We start from the raw sequence: 21,888 nt of genomic DNA on the forward strand, positions 1-21,888 counted from the left end.
AAATAAATATCCTCCGGCATAGCCGGAGGTTTTTCATATGCGCCTATAAGGCTCTGTTGCCAGCCGCGCCCTAACAGGCGCATCGCGATCTGACATTTGCATTTATGGATTACTTACGGCCCGTAAACGGGCTGCCCGGATAGGGGATCGAGAGTTGCTCACCCATTTTATCCTCTTCCAACTGGTGCTTTATGTATTCTTGTATCCTGGCTGTATTTTTCCCAACCGTATCAACGTAATACCCCCGACACCAGAACTCCCTGTTACGGTATTTGAACTTCAAATCGCCAAACTGCTCATAAAGCATCAGGCTGCTCTTTCCTTTCAGGTATCCCATAAAACCCGACACACTCATTTTGGGCGGGATTTCCAGAAGCATATGGATGTGATCCACACAGCATTCTGCTTCCAGAATATTCACGTTTTTCCATTCGCACAGCTTTCTTAAGATACTGCCTATCGCTTTGCGCTTTTCCCCGTAGAACACCTTTCTTCGGTACTTCGGCGCAAAAACCATGTGATATTTACAGTTCCATCGCGTGTGCGCTAAGCTCTTTTCATCCCTCATAGGGATCCCCTTTTGATTTCTTGTTGAACATTTGCAGTTGCCAGACCGCAAACTGTTTTAACAAATCAAAAGGGGTTTTTATAACTGGCTCAAAGCTGAAAGCTTTACCGAACCTCCAGCCTAGCTGGAGGTTTTCTGTGCACAACAAAAAAAGACGCGAGAGCGTCTTTTTTATTGGGCGCGTATTTATCGCGCGCGAGTTGCTCGATCTGCGGCTATTACTGCGGATTAAGCGGTGAATGCGGATGATCGATCGGGGTAACTCTGACCTGTTTAATCATATTGTCCTGTACGTCCAATACTTCGATTTCGTAATGGCCGATGCGCACTTGAGCGTTAATCTCAGGAATATCTTCTAGGGTTTCAAGCAGCATGCCATTAATGGTGCGGGCGTCGACCGGCAGCGACCAGTTAAAGGCCTTATTCAGTTCCCGGACATTGGCGGTGCCGTCGATAATTACCGAGCCATCGCTTTGTGGATTCACTTCTTCCGCCAACGTAGGGGACATTGACGTAGTGAAATCTCCGACAATCTCTTCCAGAATATCTTCTACCGTAACCAGTCCTTGAATATCGCCGTATTCATCGACAATCATGCCGACTTTTTCTTTATTGCGCTGGAATTTGACCAGTTGAACGTTCAGCGGTGTGCCTTCTGGAATAAAGTAGATTTCATCCGCCGCGCGCAGCAGGTTTTCTTTGTTGAACTCTTTTTTCTCGGTCATCAGCCGGTAGGCTTCACGCACTCGTAGCATCCCAATCGCGTCATCCAGCGATTGGCGATACAGCACAATTCGACCGTGAGGGGAATGAGTTAACTGGCGCATAATGGACTTCCAATCATCATTGATATCAATACCAACCACTTCATTGCGCGGCACCATAATGTCGCTGACTGTGACTTTTTCCAGATCCAGCACCGAGATCAACATGTCCTGATTACGACGGGAAATTTGTGAGTGTGATTCATTCACGATACTGCGTAATTCGTCTTTACTCACTGCATCACTGACGTGCACATTGCCTTTGATACCGCACAGGCGCATCAACAGGCGGGTAATGCTGTTCAGTAACCAGACCAGCGGCAGCATGATCTTCTGCAAAGGAGCCAATAGCATGCTGCTAGGGAAGGCGACGCGCTCTGGATAGAGCGCAGCGATGGTTTTCGGCATCACTTCAGCAAAAATCAGCACCACAAAGGTCAATACGCCAGTGGCAACTGCCACGCCTGCGTTACCGTACAGTCGAATTCCAACTATGGTGGCCAGCGCCGATGCGAGAATGTTAACCAGATTATTGCCGATAAGAACCAGGCTAATCAGACGATCCGGGCGGCGTAATAGTTTTTCCACGCGGCGGGCAGAACGGTTTCCTTGCTTGGCCAAATGGCGCAGGCGGTAGCGGTTTAGCGTCATCATGCCGGTTTCTGAGGCGGAGAAGTAAGCCGATACCACGACCATAATGATCAGAATGATGATAAGTGTACTGGTAGAGACCTGGTCCAACGCAATATTCCTTATAGCGATAGATGAAGGCTCCAGTCAGGGTAACAGGAGCCATAGGTTGGGCGGGGGAGTGTCGTTAGCCGATCATGATCTCTTGCAGCAGGCGGCTGCCGAAATAGGCTAGAGTCAGTAAGAATGCTCCGGCAAAGCTGAACCAGACCACGCGGCGGCCGCGCCACCCTTCGTGATAATGACCCCACAATAGAATAATGTAGACAAACCACGCCATAATCGACAGCACGGCTTTATGGACATTCTCTTTGCTGAACAAATTATCCATATATAACAAACCGGTGCAGAGCGTTAGCGTCAGCAGCACTACGCCAATTTGCGTAATGTGAAACATTTTTCGCTCAATGCTCATCAGTGGCGGCATATCGGCGGTGAATGTCAGTTTTTTATTCTTCAGTAGATAATCCAGCCAAGCTAGCTGCATGGCGTACAATGCGGCAATAATCAGCGTGGCATAACCCAATAGCGCCAGCCCAATATGGATAAATAACGCCGGGCTGCCTTCCAGATGGGTAATGAATTCGCCTGGCATCAGACTGGCGAGAGCCAAATTGATCATGGCAAAGCTGTAAACGATTGGCAGCAGGAACCAGCCGCGCCCACGAGAGGCCACGAATGTCATGATTGAGCAGATCATCAAACCGACAATAGAGCCGATATTCAGCAAAGTCAGGTTTTGACCCTCGCCAACATCAAATATTTGATGTTTCAATGCGATACCATGGCAAACCAGCGCTACTACGGCAGAAACCAGGGCTAGCCGTCGGTAAGCGCTGCTCTTCCTCACCAAACTGGGAATAATCAGTCCCAGACTAAGTAAATAGGCAACTAGAGCCAAAATAGAGAACACGGGCATAGCGGTTAATAGGCATCGGCTGAGTGAATTGGATAACCAGTATAACGTTAGCAGCGTCATGCTCCAACCGTTCTCCTACGTGAAGGCAGAGATCGCGCGCGCTTCGTGTTATAATCCCGCCATTGTGTCGCCCGGGCGGCCTGTTTCCACGTTGAGCATGAGACGATGTTTGAGAACTTAACCGATCGATTATCGCGCACACTGCGCAATATCAGCGGCCGTGGCCGGCTGACAGAAGAAAATATTAAAGAAACCCTGCGTGAAGTCCGCATGGCATTGCTTGAGGCCGACGTTGCCTTGCCGGTGGTTCGTGACTTTATCAACCGGGTTAAAGAGCGTGCGGTTGGCCATGAGGTCAATAAAAGCCTTACGCCGGGCCAAGAATTTGTAAAAATTGTTAAGAATGAGCTGATCGGCGCCATGGGCGAGATCAATAACGAACTCAATCTGGCAGCCCAACCGCCGGCGGTCGTTTTGATGGCCGGTCTGCAAGGGGCAGGTAAAACAACCAGCGTAGCTAAGCTGGGTAAGTTCCTGAGAGAAAAGCAGAAGAAAAAAGTGCTGGTGGTTTCTGCCGACGTTTATCGCCCTGCGGCGATCAAACAGTTGGAAACGCTGGCGCAGCAGGTTGGCGTTGAATTCTTCCCGTCGGACGTGCAGGAAAAACCGATTGATATCGTTAATCGGGCTTTACAGCAGGCGAAACTGAAATTCTTTGATGTGCTGATCGTCGATACTGCCGGTCGTTTGCACGTTGATGAAGCCATGATGGACGAAATCAAACAGATTCATGCCGCGATTAATCCGGTAGAAACGCTGTTTGTTGTCGATGCCATGACCGGTCAGGATGCTGCCAACACGGCGAAAGCGTTTAACGAAGCGCTGCCGTTGACCGGCGTGGTGTTGACCAAGGTAGACGGCGATGCTCGTGGCGGTGCCGCGCTGTCGATTCGTCATATCACCGGTAAGCCGATTAAATTCCTCGGTGTGGGTGAGAAAACCGAAGCGTTGGAGCCATTCCATCCGGACCGCGTTGCTTCACGTATTCTGGGGATGGGCGACGTTCTCTCCCTGATCGAAGACATTGAAAGCAAAGTTGACCGCGCACAGGCGGAAAAATTAGCGACCAAGCTGAAGAAAGGCGACGGGTTTGACCTGAACGACTTCCTGGATCAGTTAAAACAAATGCGCAATATGGGTGGCATGGCCAGCATGTTGAGCAAGATGCCCGGTGCAGGCCAGTTGCCTGACAACGTGAAATCGCAAATGGATGACAAAGTGACGGTGCGGATGGAAGCCATCATCAACTCGATGACGCTGAAAGAACGTGCCAAGCCGGAAATCATCAAAGGTTCTCGCAAGCGCCGTATCGCAGCGGGTTCCGGTATGCAGGTTCAGGATGTGAACCGCCTGCTGAAACAGTTCGATGAAATGCAGCGCATGATGAAGAAAATGAAAAACGGCGGTCTGGCCAAAATGATGCGTGGCATGAAAGGTATGATGCCACCGGGTTTCCCTGGCCGTTAATGCCCTCATTTGCCCTGATAAGCATTCAGGCGAAAAGGGTTATCAATTTCCCGCCAGAAACGGCGGTAAACGATGAAAATTGGCCTCATTATAAAAGTAGCGGACAGGAATCTACGCTTTAGATTGCTTTTTGCGCCAAAATGAGTAAAATTTTCGGGCTTTTTATATTGCAACTGAACCCCGTTCCCCGATGGGGTTCAGTTGTTTTATTAACTAAAGAGGATGTTATGGTAACAATTCGTTTGGCTCGTGGCGGCGCTAAAAAGCGTCCGTTCTATCAAGTAGTAGTGACCGACAGCCGTAATGCTCGTGACGGTCGTTTCATCGAACGTGTAGGCTTCTTTAACCCGATCGCATCTGGTCAGGCTGAAGCACTGCGTTTGGACCTGGATCGTATCGAACATTGGATCGGCCTGGGCGCAACTGTTTCTGATCGCGTTTCTGCGCTGATCAAAGACGCTAAGAAAGCAGCTTAATCTGTCGCGGTGGTGGTTATTATGAGCAAACAACTCAATCCAGTGGTTCCCGAGCAGCCGATTGTTCTTGGCAAAATGGGTTCAACTTACGGCATTCGCGGTTGGCTCAGAGTATTTTCATCCACCGAGAACGCCGAAAGCATTTTTGACTATCAGCCGTGGTTTATCCAGCAGGCCGGTAAGTGGCAGCACGTCGAGTTGGAAGACTGGAAGCGCCACAGTCAAGATTTGATCATCAAAGTCAAAGGTGTTGACGATCGGGATGCTGCGAATCTGCTAACTAATTGCGAAATTATGGTGGATTCGAAACAATTGCCAGAACTAGAAGGTGATGATTACTACTGGAAAGACCTTATGGGCTGTCAGGTAGTAACCACAACCGGTTACGAACTGGGTAAAATCATCGATATGATGGAAACCGGTTCTAACGATGTCATGGTAGTCAAAGCAAACCTGAAAGATGCATTCGGTATGAAGGAGCGGTTGGTCCCGTTTCTTCATGGGCAGGTTATCAAGAATGTCGATCTCACTGCTCAACGTGTTGAAGTAGATTGGGATCCTGGTTTTTGACCTCTGAATTAAACGGCAACGGCGAGTGGAACAAAACGATGTGGATTGGTGTTATCAGCCTGTTTCCTGAGATGTTCCGCGCAATAACCGATTTTGGGGTAACTGGCCGGGCAGTAAAAAATGGCCTGCTGAGCGTGCAGTGTTGGAGTCCTCGTGACTTTACCTACGATCGGCATCGTACCGTGGATGACCGCCCATACGGCGGTGGCCCGGGAATGCTGATGATGGTGCAACCGTTAAGGGAAGCCATTCATGCAGCAAAAGCGGCGGCAGGCGAGGGAGCAAAGGTGATTTATCTGTCACCTCAAGGACGCAAACTGGACCAACAGGGTGTCTGCGAACTGGCAACCAACCAGAAGATGATTTTGGTGTGTGGTCGGTACGAAGGTATTGATGAGCGCGTAATCAAAACCGAAATTGATGAAGAATGGTCAATTGGGGATTACGTTCTCAGCGGCGGTGAGCTGCCGGCAATGACGCTGATTGATTCTGTATCCCGCTTTATACCGGGCGTACTGGGTCATCAGGCCTCGGCTGAGGAAGATTCCTTCGCTGATGGATTGCTGGATTGCCCGCACTATACCCGTCCGGAGGTGTTGGAAGGCATGGAAGTTCCGCCAGTATTACTGTCGGGCAACCACGCTGAGATTCGTCGCTGGCGCTTAAAGCAGTCGCTGGGCCGTACCTGGCTTAGAAGACCTGAACTTCTAGAAAGCCTAGCTCTGACTGACGAGCAAATGGTGTTGCTGGCTGAGTTCCGAAAGGAGCAAGAGGCCTGAGCGACAGAACTATGAAAGGAACGTTTCGCCGCGTGCAAACGATCCTGATATATCAGTTTACCTAGGGTAAGAGACTTATTATGAGCAATATTATCAAGCAAATCGAACAAGAGCAGATGAAGCAAGACGTACCTGCATTCCGTCCGGGTGATTCCGTGGAAGTTAAGGTATGGGTCGTTGAAGGTGCTAAAAAACGTCTGCAGGCATTCGAGGGCGTGGTTATCGCAATCCGTAACCGCGGTCTGCACTCTGCATTCACTGTTCGTAAAATTTCCAACGGCGAAGGTGTTGAGCGTGTATTCCAAACTCACTCCCCAGTAATCGACAGCATTACTGTTAAGCGCCGTGGTGCCGTTCGTCAAGCGAAACTGTACTACCTGCGTGAGCGTACTGGTAAGTCTGCTCGTATCAAAGAGCGTCTTAACCGTATTAACTAAGATACAGCTCAGGCTTCATCCAATAGTTAATAGTTATCAAGGGGTTGGCCATTGGCTGACCCCTTTTTTTATCTGTAAAGTCTCTCAAAGCTCCCGTTTACTTTTCTTATTGATATAAACCGCCATTCCGTCTACCTCAGTTATTTTATTGATATTTTTTGCGCACCGCCTCGAATAAACCAAGTAAAAACTTTGATAATAAAGCTAGCTCTGGCTAGGCTGCATCTCATTCAATTGAATGCTAAGGCCAATAAGAGGAAGAAAATGCTGCAAGGAAAAAGAGCTGTGGTGACCGGTGGTGGGCGCGATTTTGGTCAGGCTGTTTCAGTATGGTTAGCGCGGGAAGGTGCTGAAGTCGTTTTATGCAGTCGGGTTATCGCGCAGGCGCAGGCAACCGTGGATATTATTCGCGCCGAAGGTGGTATTGCCGAGGCCTATGAGTGCGATATTTCCGATATGAATTCAGTCCGGCAGTTTTCTCACGGGTTACTAAAACATGAAAAGCCGATAGATATCCTCTTGCTAAGCGCGGCTCAATGGCTGGAAGGGGATTTACAAACAGGCGGTGGCGATGAGGATATTATTAGCACCATTAATGCCGGTTTAACGGGCTCTATTTTACTGACCAAAGCGCTACTACCGAGGATGAATAGAGAGCAGGGCAGCGATATTATCGCGATGGTTTCTGTCTGCGGCGTGCCGAATTTCACTCAATCTAACGCCCATCCCGCATTTTTCGCCGCTAAGCAGGGTTTTAGCGGCTTTTGCCATACTATTTCCCAGAGCTTAGCTGCTGAAAATATCCGCATGATCGCGCTGTATCCCCCAGATTTTGAAACCTTTGGTTCTGACGAAGATATTTCTCATCATAATCAGACAAACCAACGCTTGTTAACCGGCCAATCTATTTGGCAAACCGTTAAATTTGTCGTGACTCAGCCGCGCAGTTGCCACATCAACGCTATTCATTTTCAGGGACCGAGCCGCGAACCGTTGGGATAAACGGATGAGTTAGTTATAGGAAGGAGAGCGTCAGTGAGGAAAATCTTAGCGTGACTGCGCCACGCTAAGAATATTCAGATGATTACAGACCGTAAACCAGCGTGACTGAGGTTGTCGTGTCGGTATTTTTGGGGGCGCTGGCCGGAGGCTTGGTGTTGTAGGTAACAACGTAAGCCAGACGCAGAGCAAAACTCTTATTGATTGCTACGTTTAACGCAGTTTCAGAGTTCAGCGTAGTCTCTTCGTTGGCTAAAGCTGAAACGCCTTCGCTAAACACGGTGTTATCGGTCAACTGATAGGTATAGTTGGTGCCAGCATAGGCCAAGGCTTTAGTTGCGCGGCCACCGCGATAGAATTCGTCATGGCGAACACCTGGACCGAATTCCACGCGCAGATTATGTAAAGCGCCGGTAAGAATCTGCCGACCATAACCGGTTGTGAGTACGGAGCGAGAATCGTAGCCGTTATAACGATCGTTCAACCAGCTGGCTTGACCGAACAGATAGTTGCGGTCGGTTAGATTATAGCGAGTACGTCCACCTAACTGATAGCGCTCTGAAGATCTTACCTCATTGGAGCTGGTGTTTCTTGCGGAACCCCAAAGGCTATAAGCCGTATTGGGTTGGAACCAGGTCAACGTGGAGTTGGCTGTCAGGGTTGAGTTATTAGTATTCCCCGATTGAGCGTTATAACCCGCTTCGACATTACCGACAAAACTGTGTTTAGCAGTAGCAGGATCATCAAGTGCGGTAAAAACGGTGGCATCGGCAAAAGCTGATGCGCTGAACATAGACACTGCTAACGTACTGAAATAAAAAGGTAACGCCCTGGTATGACGCAAAGAGAACATAATGCTTCCATGGTAAAAAAGAATAAGATTGATAATGCGGCCGGCATTGTATCAACTTGCGATCAAAGTTATTCATAAGATATTGCCAATCTTCAAATAAATTATAATAAACGCATTTCACATATGAGATTATTATTAGCAATTATTTTTTATGACAGGACGCAGGGCAGAAAAGTCGGCAATAAACCATATTTTGTCTGTGAGAATTGGATAAAATATCAGGGGATAGGGTAATAAATTTAATTTTTTGGCTTTATCCCTCAGTGTTAATTGAGTTTCCTGACTTAAGTTAATTTTTACGGGTGGAGGGGCAATTTCTTACCCCTTGATGATTTTTAAACGGATTTTATTACATAAAGGTATTTACCAGCAGATAACCAGTAATACAGGAGCACACCACGCCGATTAAACCGGGGATGATAAAACTATGGTTAATGATAAAGCGGCCAATTTTTGTCGTACCGGAGCGGTCAAAACCGATGCAAGCCAGATCGCTGGGATAAGTCGGTAATACAAAGTAACCGTAGGCCGCAGGGAAGAAGGCGATCAGCATTTTAGGATCGACACCTAATTGCAACCCCATAGGAGCAATAGCTGCCAATGCCGCCGCCTGACTGTTTACCAGCTTAGAAACCAAAAACAGTACAATGGCATAGGTCCACGGCTGGCTTTTTACCACGTCTTCCAGTACCAGTTTTAATTCCCCCATATGTGCCTGGAAAAAAGTATCACTCATCCAGGCGACGCCGAATACCGAGAAAATCGCTACCATGCCCGCTTTGAATACCGCACCGTTTGAAATATCGCTCGGTTTAACTTTACAGCCCATCAGAATCACTGCACCGGCAATTAACATCATCATCTGAATAACCAGATTCATAGAGAGCGGTTTAAGTACGCCTTTAACTTCATAAGCCGGACGTAAATCGCCAAATGCGCCGAGTAATACGACGATGGCGATGGCACTAAAGAATATCCAGGTTGACCAGTAAGCCTGTTTCGGGAAAACCTGATTCAGCAGCGTATCAGTGCTGCCATATATGAAGGCACGTTGCTCCGGATCTTTTATTCGAGCCTGAAAATCAGGGTCTTTATCCAAATCTTTACCGCGGCGTAGGCTCCACAGCGCTGCGGCTAACACGCCCACTAACGAAGCGGGAACAGAAATCGCCAAAATTTCCAGTATGCTATAAGCATGCCCGATGCCGTGAGCCGCGCCAATAATAGAAACCAGAGAAACTACGGCCACTGATACCGGCGATGCGGTAATGGCCATTTGCGAAGCAACGGAAGCGACGGCCATTGGGCGCTCGGGACGGATTCCTTTCTTGAGGGCGATATCTGAAATAATCGGGAACATGGTATAAACCACATGTCCGGTGCCGCATAAAAAGGTTAATGACCAGGTTGTGAACGGAGCTAATAGCGTTATATGTTGCGGATGCCGACGTAATAAGCGTTCGGCAAACTGCATCATGATATTTAATCCGCCAGCGGTTTGTAATACTGAAGCACAGCCAATAACCGCTAATATCGTCAGCATGACATCAACCGGTGGTTTACCCGGTTCAAGGCCAAATATAAAGGTTAAAATAAATAAGCCGATGCCACTAATAAGGCCTAGCCCCATGCCCCCAAAGCGAGTGCCGATTAATAGGCACAGAATAATAATTGCAAATTGCAGTGTTATCATAACGATCCCTTGTATTTTTCTGTATGAAAAAAGCTTGTTAGCCAATCCTGTTTTTAAAATGTCATATTTTTCTTTGCTATAACCATCAAAGCACAGATCGCTAAAGCAAAAACTTGGCTAATATCAAGAGAGCGCGTCTTATTTATTGAATGAATTAAAACCGAGAGGAAGATCTGTTTTTTATAATTTTTAGTCGAGAAAAAAGAAAGGAATAATATTGGTTATCCCTGATGGTTATTCATGTAAAACGATTGTTTTAATATTGTTCGATATATTGTTGGGCTGGGTTTTAATTAGCTATTTAATTAATCCAGATTTGCTGAAGTATTTCGGCATCTTTAACTGAATCACAGCTGGCAGGGAAATTATCGCCCCGTTCAAAGTGAATTTTCAAGCGGGCAGGCTGGCAAAGATCCTGTTGCCCAGCATGATAACCTGATAGGTAATAGTCGCGATTAATGTGTGGATTGCCATACCATTCGGCTAGAGTCTCATTATCTCTGACAATCAACCCGCCCTGAGCATCACTGAATCCGATCTCATACCAGCTCGTCGGGTCTTTGACTTCATCATTAGGGTCAAGAGAATGGCTACAGCCGCTAAGTAACAGCGCACCGATCATCATCTGCTTATATTTCATGGTGAAGTTCTTCTGCAACCGATTTGCGATAGCTGTTTTAGATAATGATATCAGGCTATGCCTAACTTCTCTTTAAGTGGTTTTAGATAACGTCGGCTAACCGGGATGTGCTTTCCGGTGCGAGTGACAACTTCTGCTGAACCGTTATCCATAAGCTGTATTTCGCCTAGCTGTTCCGTGTTCACCATATATTGACGGTGACAGCGAATAAAAGGCGTTTTTTCTTCCAGCGTTTTCAACGAGAGCTGGGTATAACCTGATTGCACCATGCCCACAACGTGCACACCGCTAAGCTCTGAACTGAGATATTCGACCTCTTCTATTTTCAAAAGAAAGATACGATTATGCCCGGAGCAGGGAATGTGACGCAGCATCGGTTCGGTGATTTTGTGTAAATTATTATTTACAGTTAGGCCTCGACGCAGGCGAATAAGTGTCTTGGCCAATCGTTGCTGGTCGAGGGGTTTTAGCAGATAGTCGAAAGCATGTTCTTCGAAGGCGCGGACAGCATACTCGTCAAAGGCAGTGACAAACACAATGTGGGGCATGCTCTCTGGGTTCAGCATGCTCGCTAGCTCCAGTCCGTTGATGCGAGGCATTTGAATATCGAGAAATACGACATCCGGCTGGAGCCGCTGAATCGCGGGGATAGCTTCTATAGCGTTACTGCATTCAGCGATAACCTCAATGTCTTGCTCTTCACTTAATCGTTCGCGTAAATCTTCGCGCGCAGGTTGTTCATCATCAACGATGATCGCTCTCAGCATACTTCCTCCACAAATTTTTCTCATTTTATCATGGTGATTTGCTGCTTGGAGAACCATCTGTACAAACTGCGACATCCCGCAAAAGTTAGCCAGATTGTGGGTGTAAAGTTTGCGGTAATTATTTATTTACAGATATGGATTGAAAAGTTTACACGGCGTGATATTGTGGAACTCAGAAACGACACCGCACATGAAACGATACTCGCTTAACAGAGGTAGGTAGGAAATATGATCATGCAAAAAGATGCGCTCAATAACGTTCATATCAGTGCTGAACAAATACTGATTACGCCGGAAGAACTGAAGAATCGGTTCCCGTTGAGTGAAAATGATCAATATGCAATTGCTTCGGCGCGCAAAACCATTGCTGATATCGTTCAGGGGCGCGACCCGCGTTTGTTAGTGGTTTGCGGTCCTTGTTCCATTCACGATGTGGATGCTGCGTTGGATTATGCTCGTCGTCTGAAACTCCTCTCTGCTGAATTGAGCGATAGCCTGTACATCGTTATGCGCGTTTATTTTGAAAAACCAAGAACTACCGTAGGTTGGAAAGGTTTGATCAACGATCCGTACATGGATGGTTCTTTTGATATGGAAGCAGGCCTGCATATTGCTCGACGCCTGTTGCTGGATTTAGTGGGTATGGGATTGCCATTGGCGACCGAAGCACTTGACCCAAATAGCCCGCAATACCTCGGCGATCTGTTCAGTTGGTCGGCCATTGGTGCCCGTACCACGGAATCCCAGACTCACCGTGAAATGGCATCTGGCCTATCTATGCCTGTAGGTTTTAAAAACGGAACTGACGGCAGCTTAGGTACGGCGATTAATGCGATGCGCGCCGCATCTATGCCACATCGTTTTGTTGGCATTAATCAGTCTGGGCAGGTGTGCTTGTTGCAAACTCAGGGCAACCCGGACGGTCATGTGATTCTGCGCGGCGGTAAAACGCCTAACTACAGTGCGCAAGATGTGGCGCAGTGTGAAAAACAGATGCAGGACGCGGGACTCACTCCATCCTTGATGATAGATTGCAGCCATGGTAATTCGAATAAAGATTTCCGTCGCCAGACCGCAGTAGCTGAATCGGTTGTTGAGCAGATCAAAGCAGGTAATCGTTCGATTATCGGTGTGATGCTGGAAAGTCATCTGCATGAGGGGAACCAGTCATCTGAGCAACCGCGGGAAACGATGCATTACGGTGTTTCCGTGACCGATGCCTGCATTAACTGGGAAACAACGGAAACTCTGTTACGTTCGATGCATAAAGAATTAAGCCCGGCGCTGGCGGCGCGGACTGTAGAGGAATAGTCGTTATGGTGGCTGAATTGACCGCATTGCGCGATCAAATTGATGAAGTGGATAAAGCGTTGCTGGACTTGCTGGCGAAACGCCTGAGTCTGGTGGCTGAGGTGGGCGAAGTCAAAAGCCGCTTTGGTTTGCCGATTTATGTGCCGGATCGTGAGTCTGCCATGCTGGCGTCACGCCGCAAAGAGGCCGAGGCGCTGGGCGTTCCCCCCGATTTGATTGAAGATGTTTTACGCCGGGTGATGCGTGAGTCATATGCCAGCGAGAATGACAAAGGCTTTAAAACCCTGAACCCACAGCTGCGCCCCGTCGTGATTATCGGTGGTAAAGGGCAGATGGGGCAGTTATTCGGTCGGATGTTAATGCTTTCGGGCTATCAGGTAAAAACGCTGGAGCAGGAAGACTGGCCGCAGGCGGAATCGATTCTGGCCGATGCAGGAATGGTGATCGTCAGCGTACCTATCCATGCAACAGAAGAAGTGATTGCTAGCTTACCTAAGCTACCGACAGACTGCATTTTGCTGGATTTGGCATCGGTGAAGAATCGTCCACTGCAATCGATGCTGGCAGCGCATGAAGGGCCGGTTGTTGGTCTGCATCCGATGTTTGGTCCGGATGTGGGGAGTCTGGCGAAGCAGGTCGTGGTGTATTGTGATGGTCGTCAGCCTGAAGCTTACCAATGGTTATTGGAACAGTTGCAGGTATGGGGCGCGCGGCTGCATCGTATCAGCGCGGTTGAACATGACCAGAATATGGCCTTTATCCAGGCGCTACGCCACTTTGCCACTTTTGCCTATGGTCTGCATTTGGCGGAAGAAAATGTTCAGCTTGAACAGCTTTTGGCTCTGTCCTCGCCGATTTACCGGTTGGAGCTGGCGATGGTCGGGCGACTGTTTGCTCAGGATCCGCAGTTGTACGCAGATATTATTATGTCGTCGGAAGATAACCTGGCGCTGATTAAACGTTACTACCAGCGGTTTGGTGATGCGATTAAGCTATTAGAACAGAGTGACAAGCAGGGGTTTGTTTCCAGCTTCCAGAAGGTGGAACATTGGTTCGGTGATTATGCTGAACGCTTCCTGCTGGAAAGTCGCTCTTTGCTGCGCCAAGCAAATGACAATCGGCAGTAATCATTAATATTTATGCTGTTAGCCAGTAAAAAAGTCATCCCAGACGATCGGGATGACTTTTTTTATGAGCAAAAATAGGTAGCGATCGGCGATTAACTTGGGTTAACCGGCACCACGTTTTCACTCGGATAGCAGCCCAACACTTTTAGTGAACGGGTTAGCAGCGTCAAATCGCTGAGCGCCTTTTGCATCGCTTCGGAACGCAGGTTAGCCTGCACATCAATATAAAACATTTCTTCCCACGGATTCCCGTTGATTGGCCGAGATTCTAGCTTGGTCATAATGATGCCATGTTCTTTCAAGACCAGAAGAGCTTCTACTAACGCCCCTGATTGTTGGCCAGTAGCCATAATCAGCGTAGTTTTAGCTGGAATCTGCTCAGAAACATCAATAGCTTTACGCGCCAGCACGATGAAACGAGTGATGTTTTGCTGCTGATTTGCCAAATAGTATTCCAGTACCTGCAAACCATAGAGCGCGCCACCGGCTTCGCTGCCCAATGCGGCGGCTTTTGGGGAATTTAGCTGTGCGACTTTTTCCATTGCGGCGGCGGTGCTTTCGCAATATTCGATTTTCCAGTGCGGGAAACGGTTAATGAACTGACTACATTGTTGGAAAGGCTGCGGGTGGCTGTAAACCGTTTCAATCTGACTTAAATCGGTCTCCGCAGCCGTCAGAATGCAGTGCTCGATCGGGTTGGTTAATTCTCCGACTATCGACAGGCTAGTATGTTGCAGCAGATCGTAAACATCATTGATAGAGCCTGAACTGGTGTTTTCGATCGGTAAAATCGCGTAATCCGCCTGACCGGTTTCTACTTGAGTAAAGATATCCTGGAATTTCAGGCAGCCGCATTCGATCAGGTTATCAAAATGACGGGCGGCGTATTGACGTGCGGCCAAATGAGAGTAAGAACCTTTTGGGCCAAGAAATGCGATGCGCGCTGAATGAGCGGTAGTTTGGTTCAACTGGTGTTGCAGCAATGTCTGTTGGGTCAATACTGAGTCTTCAATAATCAGCTGGAACAGACGGGTGATATAAAATCCGTCGAGATCGTAAGGTTTAGCAGCAGTAATCAAAGCCTGCAGTAAATCCTTCTCACGTTCTTTATCACGGATCGGACGATGGCTGTGTTGCTTGGCTCGAGCCACTTCGATTGCCAACTCGCGGCGTTCTGCCAGTAACGCCAACAGCTTTAAGTCTAAAGCGCTGATACGTTCTCGTAGCACCAGTAACGGATTGTCTGTCATAGGGTCAGCCTTATTATTTTTGCCAAATGATTTATGCATAAAAAAAGCCTCCCGGTTGGGAGGCTTGTTTGTTCGTCTTCGCATTCTTTATCACACGACGAAACGCCTCCCAATCAGGGGAAGGTAAAAAAGAATGCGAAGAAAAACGGTTTGTAGCTCATGTGATGGTTGATGGCCTAATAGTCGCGAATGGAGTTAACTTAACTGCCGCCAGTTATGGCGTCAATAAAAAACGCGCCCGAAGGCGCGTTAGATCCTCAATAAGATGGTTAACCCGTTACTCTTCTTGCTCAGGCTCCTCTATCAGATTGACATTTTTGATACTAGCGGCGGTACGTTTTGCCTCACCTTTGTGCTGAACTTTGTTTAGTTGTCGTTCTAATTTCGCGATCAGCTCGTTGATTGCGGCATACATATCATCGTGCTTGGCACTGGCTACCAGAGGGCCGTTTGGCGTACCTATGGTCGCATCAACAACAAATCCTTCAGGGTCTTTAGACAGCACGATATGCGGATTTATTAGCTGAGCTTGCCACTTATCCAGTTTGGTTAGACGGTCTTCAACATGCTTACGAATTGCAGGGGTGATATCCATTTGTTTGCTAGTAATATTGACTGCGGTCATATGGCTTACCTCGTTGTCTTCTCCGTCTTGGATAACTTCAGCATACCTCTCTTTTCGGTAAATAGAATGATCTAAATCACATTTTCTTGTCACTTTTTGCAAAGGCGACCTGAACTGTGAGCCAGTATTAGGAAAGTGATTTAAGAGCTTGAATCATCGGAAAAAATGTCGCAATATCGATAAGATCGGCCAGCGATATTGGAGCCGAAATTCTGCTTTTACCCCTCTCCCTCAATGGCTTAGTCCCCCCTTAACCTTTCAGATCCAGAGCGGGTCGGGTTTTGTATGCTACCCGTGACTCAAATTGCCGCGCAGGTTTCCCTATATTGGGAACCGGGAGAAAGTACGTTTTACAGATTAAGGAAAGGAGGGCGTTCAATTTTGCGACTAACAGAAACAAAAACGGCAGCCGAAGCTACCGTTGTTTTGTCTCATTGGCTCACGCCAGTGTAGCCATCCCACTATGCAGGGTTGGCTGCAATCACTTTACTGACTTTATCTGCCTGCGCATTCAACTGAATTTGCTTGTAGGCATTTTCCATTAACGGCAGTGCATCGCGAGTCGCTTTGGTGTCTGGGTAATTGCGCATCATTTGCTCAACACGGTTAATTACCGCAACGTAAGCACCGCGCTTAGTGTAGTATTTAGCAACGGCCAGTTCATGCTTGGCCAGTCGATCTTTCAAGAACACCAGGCGTTTTTGGGCATCCGTAGCATACTGACTGTTCGGATAGCTTTGAATTAACTGGTTAAAATCGCGGAAAGCAGCTCTTGCATGCTGAGGGTCGCGGTCTGAACGGTCAATCCCGAAGAAGCCTTGTAATGCACTGTCATCCAGAGCCATGTCAGTCAGACCACGCATATATAATACGTAATCAATGTTAGGATGTGTGGGATTGAGGCGCATAAAGCGATCGATCGAGGCCTGAGCCAGCGGCAAATCGGCAGATTTATAATAAGCATAAATCAAATCCAACTGCACTTGCTGGGAGTAAGGCCCGAAAGGATAGCGATTATCTAACGCTTCTAGTTGCGTAATAGCTCCCTTAAAGTTACCGTCCTGCAGTTTTTGCTGCGCGGTAGCATAGAGCTCAGAAGGCGGGTTGTCGGGAACCACGTCCTTGTTACTGGAGCAACCGGTCAGCACCAGGCTCAACGTGGCGGCAGCCACCAGATATTTCATACGCGTCATGACGTTTTGATTATCCTCGAAGTGTTATTCCGGGAGACTGTCCGTTAAGCTCCCGACAAAGATCTAGATACAATAGCACATTATATTAAACGGCATCGCCGTCAAAACCCAACGTTAACGAAGAAGCTGCATATGGCACAACAAGTACAACTCAGCGCAACGGTGGCCGAATCTCAACTCGGTCAACGTTTAGATCAGGCTTTGGCCGAATTGTTCCCTGATTATTCACGATCTCGCATAAAAGAGTGGATTTTGGATGATAGGGTCTCGGTCGATGGTAAGACAATTAATAAGCCAAAAGAAAAAGTGTTGGGTGGCGAGATCGTCGCGATTGACGCTCAAATAGAAGAAGAAGCCCGCTGGGAGCCGCAGGAAATCCCATTGGATATCGTGTACGAAGATAGCGATATTCTGGTTATCAACAAACCGCGCGGCTTGGTGGTACACCCCGGTGCAGGTAATCCTGATGGCACGGTATTAAATGCGTTATTGCATTATTACCCTGAAATCGTGGATGTTCCCCGCGCTGGCATCGTTCATCGTCTGGATAAAGACACCACAGGTTTGATGGTCGTGGCGAAAACCGTCCCGGCTCAGACTCGTTTGGTTGAAGCGCTTCAGGCGCGCGAAATCACTCGTGAATACGAAGCCGTTGCCATTGGTAAAATGACGGCGGGCGGTCTGGTTGATGAGCCGATTTCTCGTCACTCGACCAAACGCACTCACATGGCGGTTCACCCTATGGGTAAACCTGCGGTGACTCATTACCGCATTATGGAACATTTCCGCGCGCATACTCGCTTGCGTCTGCGTCTGGAAACGGGCCGTACTCACCAGATCCGCGTGCATATGTCGCATATTAACCATCCGCTGGTGGGCGATCAGCTTTACGGTGGCCGTCCGCGTCCGCCAAGAGGCGCATCGGATAATTTCATTGCCGTGCTGCGTGGTTTCGATCGTCAGGCACTGCATGCCACCATGCTGCGTTTGTATCATCCAATCAGTGGCGTTCAGATGGAATGGCATGCCGCTCTGCCGGAAGACATGATTGAGCTGATCACCGCTTTGAAAGCCGATACTTTAGAATTTAAAGATCAGATGGATTGGTAATGAAGCCGCTGATTCTGCCGCAATGGCCACAGCCAGCCAGCGTTAAGTCGTGCAGCACCACCCGCAGCGGTGGTGTTAGCGTGCCGCCTTATGATTCTCTGAATTTAGGGGCGCACGTAGGCGATAACCCGGCGGATGTGGAGCAGAATCGCCAGCAATTAATTACGCTGGCGGCGCTGCCACAGGCTCCGCAATGGCTGGAACAGGTGCATGGCACGCGAGTTTTACGCCTGAACGGCGAGCCCATCGCGGATATCCAGGCCGATGCGGTATACAGCAACGTGCCTGGGCAGGTTTGCGCGGTGATGACTGCCGACTGTCTGCCGGTCTTGTTCTGTTCGCTGACGGGAGACGAAGTTGCGGCGGCTCATGCCGGCTGGCGTGGCTTATGTGCCGGCGTTCTTGAACAGACTTTGGCAGAATTCAGCGCAAAACCTTCTTCTATTATTGCCTGGTTAGGCCCGGCGATTGGGCCTCGGCAATTTGAAGTGGGAGCAGAAGTAAAACAGGTATTCGTTAGCGCAGACCCCCAAGCTGCGCTGGCGTTTACTCCGTTTGGTGACAAATATCTGGCAGATATTTACCTGCTAGCCCGCCAGCGGCTGGCGTCAGCGGGTATCCACGAAGTGTACGGTGGCGACCTTTGTACAGTGAGTGATGAGCAACAATTTTTCTCTTATCGACGCGAAGGAATCACCGGCCGCTTGGCAAGTTTAATCTGGTTGATCTAACCTATTGAATTAGGACGATCCAATGACGCATACCACAAAACTCAAATATATTGGCTAAAATAACCTTGAAAAGCTGAGGGATGACCTCATCTAATCTCCAGTAGCAATTTTGACCAGTATTGGAGGTGTTATGCGTCTGGATCGTCTTACCAGTAAATTCCAGCTTGCCCTCGCCGATGCCCAGTCTTTAGCCCTTGGGCGCGACAACCAGTTTATTGAACCGTTACATTTGATGAGCGCTTTGCTCACTCAGGATGGGGGCACGGTTCGCCCATTGTTAACCTCTGCCGGTATCGATGTTGCGCGTTTGCGCACGGAAATCGATCAGGCTTTGGGACGCTTGCCGCAGGTTGAAGGTACCGGCGGCGATGTTCAGCCATCCCACGAATTAGTGCGGGTACTCAATCTTTGCGACAAACTGGCGCAAAAGCGCGCAGATAAATTTATTTCTTCAGAATTATTTGTTCTGGCGGTGCTCGAAGATCGCGGTTCGTTGACCGATCTATTGAAAGCCGCAGGTGCAACAACCGATAAAATCAGCAAGGCAATCGAACAAATGCGTGGTGGAGAAACCGTTGATGACGCCGGTGCGGAAGATCAGCGCCAGGCATTGAAAAAATACACCATTGACCTGACCGAGCGCGCGGAGTCCGGCAAACTCGATCCGGTTATTGGCCGTGATGAAGAAATTCGTCGCACCATTCAGGTATTACAGCGTCGTACCAAGAACAACCCGGTACTGATTGGTGAGCCAGGGGTGGGTAAAACCGCCATTGTGGAAGGTTTGGCTCAGCGAATTGTCAACGGTGAAGTGCCGGAAGGTTTGAAACACAAACGCGTGCTTTCATTAGATATGGGCGCGTTGATTGCCGGTGCTAAGTATCGCGGTGAGTTTGAAGAACGGCTAAAAGGCGTATTGAACGACCTGGCCAAGCAGGAAGGTAGCGTCATTCTGTTTATTGACGAGTTGCACACCATGGTCGGCGCAGGTAAAGGCGACGGTGCAATGGATGCAGGCAACATGCTGAAACCTGCGTTGGCTCGTGGTGAATTGCACTGCGTAGGTGCTACTACGCTGGATGAATATCGTCAGTATATAGAAAAGGATGCGGCGTTAGAGCGTCGATTCCAGAAAGTATTTGTAGCAGAACCGACGGTAGAAGACACCATTGCCATCTTGCGTGGGCTGAAAGAGCGTTATGAATTGCACCATCATGTGCAAATTACTGACCCGGCGATTGTGGCGGCTGCGACCTTATCGCACCGTTATATTGCCGACCGTCAGTTGCCAGATAAAGCCATCGACCTTATCGATGAGGCCGGTTCTAGCCTGCGTATGCAGATGGACTCCAAACCGGAATCTCTGGATCGTCTGGAACGTCGGATTATCCAGTTGAAACTGGAACAGCAGGCGCTGAATAAAGAGTCTGACGACGCCAGTAAGAAACGTTTGGAAATGCTCAATGCTGAATTAGAGCAAAAAGAACGCGAATATTCAGAGTTGGAAGAAGAGTGGAAAGCCGAAAAAGCCTCTTTAACCGGTACTCAGAATATTAAAACCGAACTGGAGCAGGCCAAAATTAGTCTGGAGCAGGCTCGTCGCGTTGGCGATCTTGGTAAGATGTCCGAATTGCAATACGGTAAAATTCCAGAACTGGAGAAACAGCTGGCTGCCGCTACTCAGGCCGAAGGCAAGACCATGAAGTTGCTGCGTAACCGCGTAACTGAAACGGAAATTGCCGACGTGCTGGCGCGCTGGACCGGGATTCCGGTGGCGCGGATGCTGGAAAGCGAGCGCGACAAGCTGCTGCGTATGGAACAAGACCTGCATCAGCGGGTTATTGGCCAGAACGAAGCGGTTGAAGCCGTTTCTAACGCAATTCGTCGTAGCCGTGCCGGTTTGTCAGATCCTAACCGTCCGATCGGTTCATTCCTATTCCTCGGCCCAACCGGGGTAGGTAAAACCGAATTGTGTAAAGCTCTGGCGACTTTCCTGTTCGACAGCGACGACGCTATGGTTCGTATCGATATGTCCGAGTTTATGGAGAAACATTCCGTATCTCGTTTGGTTGGTGCGCCTCCGGGCTACGTCGGTTATGAAGAGGGGGGGTATCTCACCGAAGCGGTACGTCGTCGTCCTTATTCAGTGATTCTGCTGGATGAAGTCGAGAAAGCGCATCCAGATGTGTTCAACATCCTATTGCAGGTATTGGATGATGGCCGCCTGACCGATGGCCAAGGTAGAACGGTAGACTTCCGTAATACCGTCGTCATCATGACGTCTAACCTGGGGTCTGATTTAATTCAGGAACGCTTCGGTGAAAGAAGCTATACGGAAATGAAAAACATGGTTATGGAAGTGGTCAGCCATCACTTCCGTCCTGAATTCATTAACCGTATAGATGAAGTCGTCGTCTTCCATCCGTTGGGGCGGGGGCAATTGGCTTCGATTGCCAAGATTCAATTGGAGCGTTTGTACAAACGTCTGGAAGAACGTGGCTACGAAGTTACTATTACCGAACCTGCCTTGGAGTTCTTGGGTGAAGCTGGGTTCGATCCTGTATACGGGGCGCGGCCGTTGAAACGTGCCATCCAGCAGGAAATTGAAAACCCGCTGGCGCAGCAGATACTTTCCGGCAAGTTATTACCGGGTATCCCTGTGATATTGGATGTTGAAGACGGGCATATCGTGGCCAAACAGTCATAGTGAAATGGAAAGGGGCGATTTATCGCCCCTTTTTGCTTTCTTTTTACCCAGAAATGCCATTTTTGATGTATTTATAGCCGGTTGGAAAATTATTTGAAATTAGGGGTTGCAGCCTGTCAGGAACTCCCTATAATGCGCCTCCACTGACCGGG

Annotated in this window: 22 protein-coding genes and 1 other annotated feature; of the genes, 11 read left to right on the forward strand and 11 right to left on the reverse strand. The window is 48.6% G+C overall.

Annotated elements, in window-relative coordinates; genetic code table 11:
- Positions 1 to 109 precede the first annotated feature (109 nt).
- The 3 genes from tnpA to DBA33_RS19145 all read right to left on the reverse strand — a co-directional run bounded on the left by tnpA (position 110) and on the right by DBA33_RS19145 (position 2,941).
- Entirely contained in the window at positions 110 to 568 is a 459-nt protein-coding gene (tnpA, locus tag DBA33_RS19130; protein WP_120805318.1) for an IS200/IS605-like element IS1541C family transposase, read from the reverse strand.
- Between the two features lie 218 nt (positions 569 to 786).
- A complete protein-coding gene (locus DBA33_RS19140) occupies positions 787 to 2,073 on the reverse strand; it encodes an HlyC/CorC family transporter (protein WP_064516640.1) in 1,287 nt (428 codons plus the stop codon).
- 76 nt (positions 2,074 to 2,149) lie between these two features.
- Complete coding sequence (locus DBA33_RS19145) at positions 2,150 to 2,941, reverse strand: inner membrane protein YpjD (protein ID WP_064518464.1); 792 nt, start codon at positions 2,939 to 2,941, stop codon at positions 2,150 to 2,152.
- A gap of 165 nt (positions 2,942 to 3,106) precedes the next feature.
- Here DBA33_RS19145 and ffh point away from each other — a divergent pair, with 165 nt between their 5' ends.
- The 6 genes from ffh (at position 3,107) to DBA33_RS19175 (ending at position 7,732) form a co-directional block, all read left to right on the forward strand.
- Entirely contained in the window at positions 3,107 to 4,468 is a 1,362-nt protein-coding gene (gene ffh / locus DBA33_RS19150; RefSeq protein WP_064516641.1) for a signal recognition particle protein, read from the forward strand.
- Positions 4,469 to 4,695: 227 nt separating this feature from the next.
- Positions 4,696 to 4,944: a 30S ribosomal protein S16 gene (rpsP, locus tag DBA33_RS19155; RefSeq protein ID WP_004877236.1), complete on the forward strand. Its 249-nt coding sequence runs from the start codon at positions 4,696 to 4,698 to the stop codon at positions 4,942 to 4,944.
- A 21-nt stretch (positions 4,945 to 4,965) separates the two neighbouring features.
- Positions 4,966 to 5,514 (forward strand): ribosome maturation factor RimM, encoded by a 549-nt coding sequence (gene rimM / locus DBA33_RS19160; RefSeq protein ID WP_049601098.1) that lies wholly within the window; start codon positions 4,966 to 4,968, stop codon positions 5,512 to 5,514.
- Between the two features lie 38 nt (positions 5,515 to 5,552).
- A complete protein-coding gene (gene trmD / locus DBA33_RS19165; protein WP_049601097.1) occupies positions 5,553 to 6,293 on the forward strand; it encodes a tRNA (guanosine(37)-N1)-methyltransferase TrmD in 741 nt (246 codons plus the stop codon).
- 80 nt (positions 6,294 to 6,373) lie between these two features.
- Entirely contained in the window at positions 6,374 to 6,730 is a 357-nt protein-coding gene (rplS, locus tag DBA33_RS19170; protein WP_004877229.1) for a 50S ribosomal protein L19, read from the forward strand.
- Positions 6,731 to 6,994: 264 nt separating this feature from the next.
- A complete protein-coding gene (locus tag DBA33_RS19175) occupies positions 6,995 to 7,732 on the forward strand; it encodes an SDR family oxidoreductase (protein ID WP_120807007.1) in 738 nt (245 codons plus the stop codon).
- 82 nt (positions 7,733 to 7,814) lie between these two features.
- On the opposite strand, the gene DBA33_RS19180 is transcribed toward DBA33_RS19175, so the two are convergent.
- The 4 genes from DBA33_RS19180 to btsR form a co-directional block, all read right to left on the reverse strand.
- On the reverse strand, positions 7,815 to 8,582 hold the full coding sequence (locus DBA33_RS19180; RefSeq protein ID WP_064516645.1) for a DUF481 domain-containing protein: 768 nt from the start codon (positions 8,580 to 8,582) through the stop codon (positions 7,815 to 7,817).
- A 349-nt stretch (positions 8,583 to 8,931) separates the two neighbouring features.
- Positions 8,932 to 10,275 carry an anaerobic C4-dicarboxylate transporter gene (locus tag DBA33_RS19185; RefSeq protein ID WP_120807008.1) on the reverse strand — a complete coding sequence of 448 codons (1,344 nt, stop codon included), beginning with the start codon at positions 10,273 to 10,275 and terminating at the stop codon, positions 8,932 to 8,934.
- Positions 10,276 to 10,576: 301 nt separating this feature from the next.
- Entirely contained in the window at positions 10,577 to 10,915 is a 339-nt protein-coding gene (locus tag DBA33_RS19190; protein WP_064516649.1) for a DUF2799 domain-containing protein, read from the reverse strand.
- 50 nt (positions 10,916 to 10,965) lie between these two features.
- Positions 10,966 to 11,682: a two-component system response regulator BtsR gene (gene btsR, locus DBA33_RS19195; protein ID WP_064516651.1), complete on the reverse strand. Its 717-nt coding sequence runs from the start codon at positions 11,680 to 11,682 to the stop codon at positions 10,966 to 10,968.
- A 234-nt stretch (positions 11,683 to 11,916) separates the two neighbouring features.
- Between btsR and DBA33_RS19200 the strand changes: the two genes are divergently transcribed.
- Positions 11,917 to 12,993, forward strand: coding sequence for a 3-deoxy-7-phosphoheptulonate synthase (locus DBA33_RS19200; protein WP_120807009.1), 1,077 nt, complete (start codon positions 11,917 to 11,919; stop codon positions 12,991 to 12,993).
- A gap of 5 nt (positions 12,994 to 12,998) precedes the next feature.
- Positions 12,999 to 14,120, forward strand: coding sequence for a bifunctional chorismate mutase/prephenate dehydrogenase (gene tyrA, locus DBA33_RS19205; protein WP_120807010.1), 1,122 nt, complete (start codon positions 12,999 to 13,001; stop codon positions 14,118 to 14,120).
- Between the two features lie 92 nt (positions 14,121 to 14,212).
- On the opposite strand, the gene pheA is transcribed toward tyrA, so the two are convergent.
- The 4 genes from pheA to bamD form a co-directional block, all read right to left on the reverse strand.
- Positions 14,213 to 15,370, reverse strand: a complete 1,158-nt coding sequence (gene pheA / locus DBA33_RS19210) for a bifunctional chorismate mutase/prephenate dehydratase (RefSeq protein WP_064518466.1) — start codon at positions 15,368 to 15,370, stop codon at positions 14,213 to 14,215.
- Positions 15,371 to 15,407: 37 nt separating this feature from the next.
- Positions 15,408 to 15,532, reverse strand: a sequence feature (Phe leader region).
- A complete protein-coding gene (pheL, locus tag DBA33_RS20815; RefSeq protein WP_201030833.1) occupies positions 15,484 to 15,531 on the reverse strand; it encodes a pheA operon leader peptide PheL in 48 nt (15 codons plus the stop codon). Its footprint overlaps the feature before it by 48 nt.
- 115 nt (positions 15,533 to 15,647) lie before the next feature.
- Entirely contained in the window at positions 15,648 to 15,995 is a 348-nt protein-coding gene (raiA, locus tag DBA33_RS19220) for a ribosome-associated translation inhibitor RaiA (protein ID WP_064516656.1), read from the reverse strand.
- 461 nt (positions 15,996 to 16,456) lie between these two features.
- Positions 16,457 to 17,188 carry an outer membrane protein assembly factor BamD gene (gene bamD, locus DBA33_RS19225; protein WP_064516658.1) on the reverse strand — a complete coding sequence of 244 codons (732 nt, stop codon included), beginning with the start codon at positions 17,186 to 17,188 and terminating at the stop codon, positions 16,457 to 16,459.
- A gap of 132 nt (positions 17,189 to 17,320) precedes the next feature.
- Here bamD and rluD point away from each other — a divergent pair, with 132 nt between their 5' ends.
- The 3 genes from rluD (at position 17,321) to clpB (ending at position 21,736) form a co-directional block, all read left to right on the forward strand.
- Positions 17,321 to 18,298, forward strand: a complete 978-nt coding sequence (rluD, locus tag DBA33_RS19235) for a 23S rRNA pseudouridine(1911/1915/1917) synthase RluD (RefSeq protein WP_049601073.1) — start codon at positions 17,321 to 17,323, stop codon at positions 18,296 to 18,298.
- Positions 18,298 to 19,029: a purine nucleoside phosphorylase YfiH gene (gene yfiH, locus DBA33_RS19240; RefSeq protein ID WP_120807011.1), complete on the forward strand. Its 732-nt coding sequence runs from the start codon at positions 18,298 to 18,300 to the stop codon at positions 19,027 to 19,029. The genes rluD and yfiH overlap by 1 nt, the downstream gene beginning before the upstream one ends.
- 130 nt (positions 19,030 to 19,159) lie before the next feature.
- A complete protein-coding gene (gene clpB, locus DBA33_RS19245) occupies positions 19,160 to 21,736 on the forward strand; it encodes an ATP-dependent chaperone ClpB (protein WP_064516664.1) in 2,577 nt (858 codons plus the stop codon).
- Positions 21,737 to 21,888: the final 152 nt, after the last annotated feature.

Origin of the sequence: Yersinia sp. IP36721 (assembly GCF_003634395.1) — a bacterium.
In the GTDB taxonomy this organism is placed as follows: domain Bacteria; phylum Pseudomonadota; class Gammaproteobacteria; order Enterobacterales; family Enterobacteriaceae; genus Yersinia; species Yersinia entomophaga.

Coding starts and splice junctions, on each gene's coding strand:
- DBA33_RS19185 (WP_120807008.1), bottom strand. CDS start 10,275: ATGATAACACTGCAATTTGCAATTATTATTCTGTGCCTATTAATCGGC.
- btsR (WP_064516651.1), bottom strand. CDS start 11,682: ATGCTGAGAGCGATCATCGTTGATGATGAACAACCTGCGCGCGAAGAT.
- tnpA (WP_120805318.1), bottom strand. CDS start 568: ATGAGGGATGAAAAGAGCTTAGCGCACACGCGATGGAACTGTAAATAT.
- clpB (WP_064516664.1), top strand. CDS start 19,160: ATGCGTCTGGATCGTCTTACCAGTAAATTCCAGCTTGCCCTCGCCGAT.
- DBA33_RS19190 (WP_064516649.1), bottom strand. CDS start 10,915: ATGAAATATAAGCAGATGATGATCGGTGCGCTGTTACTTAGCGGCTGT.
- raiA (WP_064516656.1), bottom strand. CDS start 15,995: ATGACCGCAGTCAATATTACTAGCAAACAAATGGATATCACCCCTGCA.
- bamD (WP_064516658.1), bottom strand. CDS start 17,188: ATGACGCGTATGAAATATCTGGTGGCTGCCGCCACGTTGAGCCTGGTG.
- trmD (WP_049601097.1), top strand. CDS start 5,553: ATGTGGATTGGTGTTATCAGCCTGTTTCCTGAGATGTTCCGCGCAATA.
- rluD (WP_049601073.1), top strand. CDS start 17,321: ATGGCACAACAAGTACAACTCAGCGCAACGGTGGCCGAATCTCAACTC.
- DBA33_RS19180 (WP_064516645.1), bottom strand. CDS start 8,582: ATGTTCTCTTTGCGTCATACCAGGGCGTTACCTTTTTATTTCAGTACG.
- DBA33_RS19200 (WP_120807009.1), top strand. CDS start 11,917: ATGCAAAAAGATGCGCTCAATAACGTTCATATCAGTGCTGAACAAATA.
- ffh (WP_064516641.1), top strand. CDS start 3,107: ATGTTTGAGAACTTAACCGATCGATTATCGCGCACACTGCGCAATATC.
- DBA33_RS19175 (WP_120807007.1), top strand. CDS start 6,995: ATGCTGCAAGGAAAAAGAGCTGTGGTGACCGGTGGTGGGCGCGATTTT.
- rimM (WP_049601098.1), top strand. CDS start 4,966: ATGAGCAAACAACTCAATCCAGTGGTTCCCGAGCAGCCGATTGTTCTT.
- DBA33_RS19145 (WP_064518464.1), bottom strand. CDS start 2,941: ATGCCCGTGTTCTCTATTTTGGCTCTAGTTGCCTATTTACTTAGTCTG.
- yfiH (WP_120807011.1), top strand. CDS start 18,298: ATGAAGCCGCTGATTCTGCCGCAATGGCCACAGCCAGCCAGCGTTAAG.
- rplS (WP_004877229.1), top strand. CDS start 6,374: ATGAGCAATATTATCAAGCAAATCGAACAAGAGCAGATGAAGCAAGAC.
- tyrA (WP_120807010.1), top strand. CDS start 12,999: ATGGTGGCTGAATTGACCGCATTGCGCGATCAAATTGATGAAGTGGAT.
- pheA (WP_064518466.1), bottom strand. CDS start 15,370: ATGACAGACAATCCGTTACTGGTGCTACGAGAACGTATCAGCGCTTTA.
- rpsP (WP_004877236.1), top strand. CDS start 4,696: ATGGTAACAATTCGTTTGGCTCGTGGCGGCGCTAAAAAGCGTCCGTTC.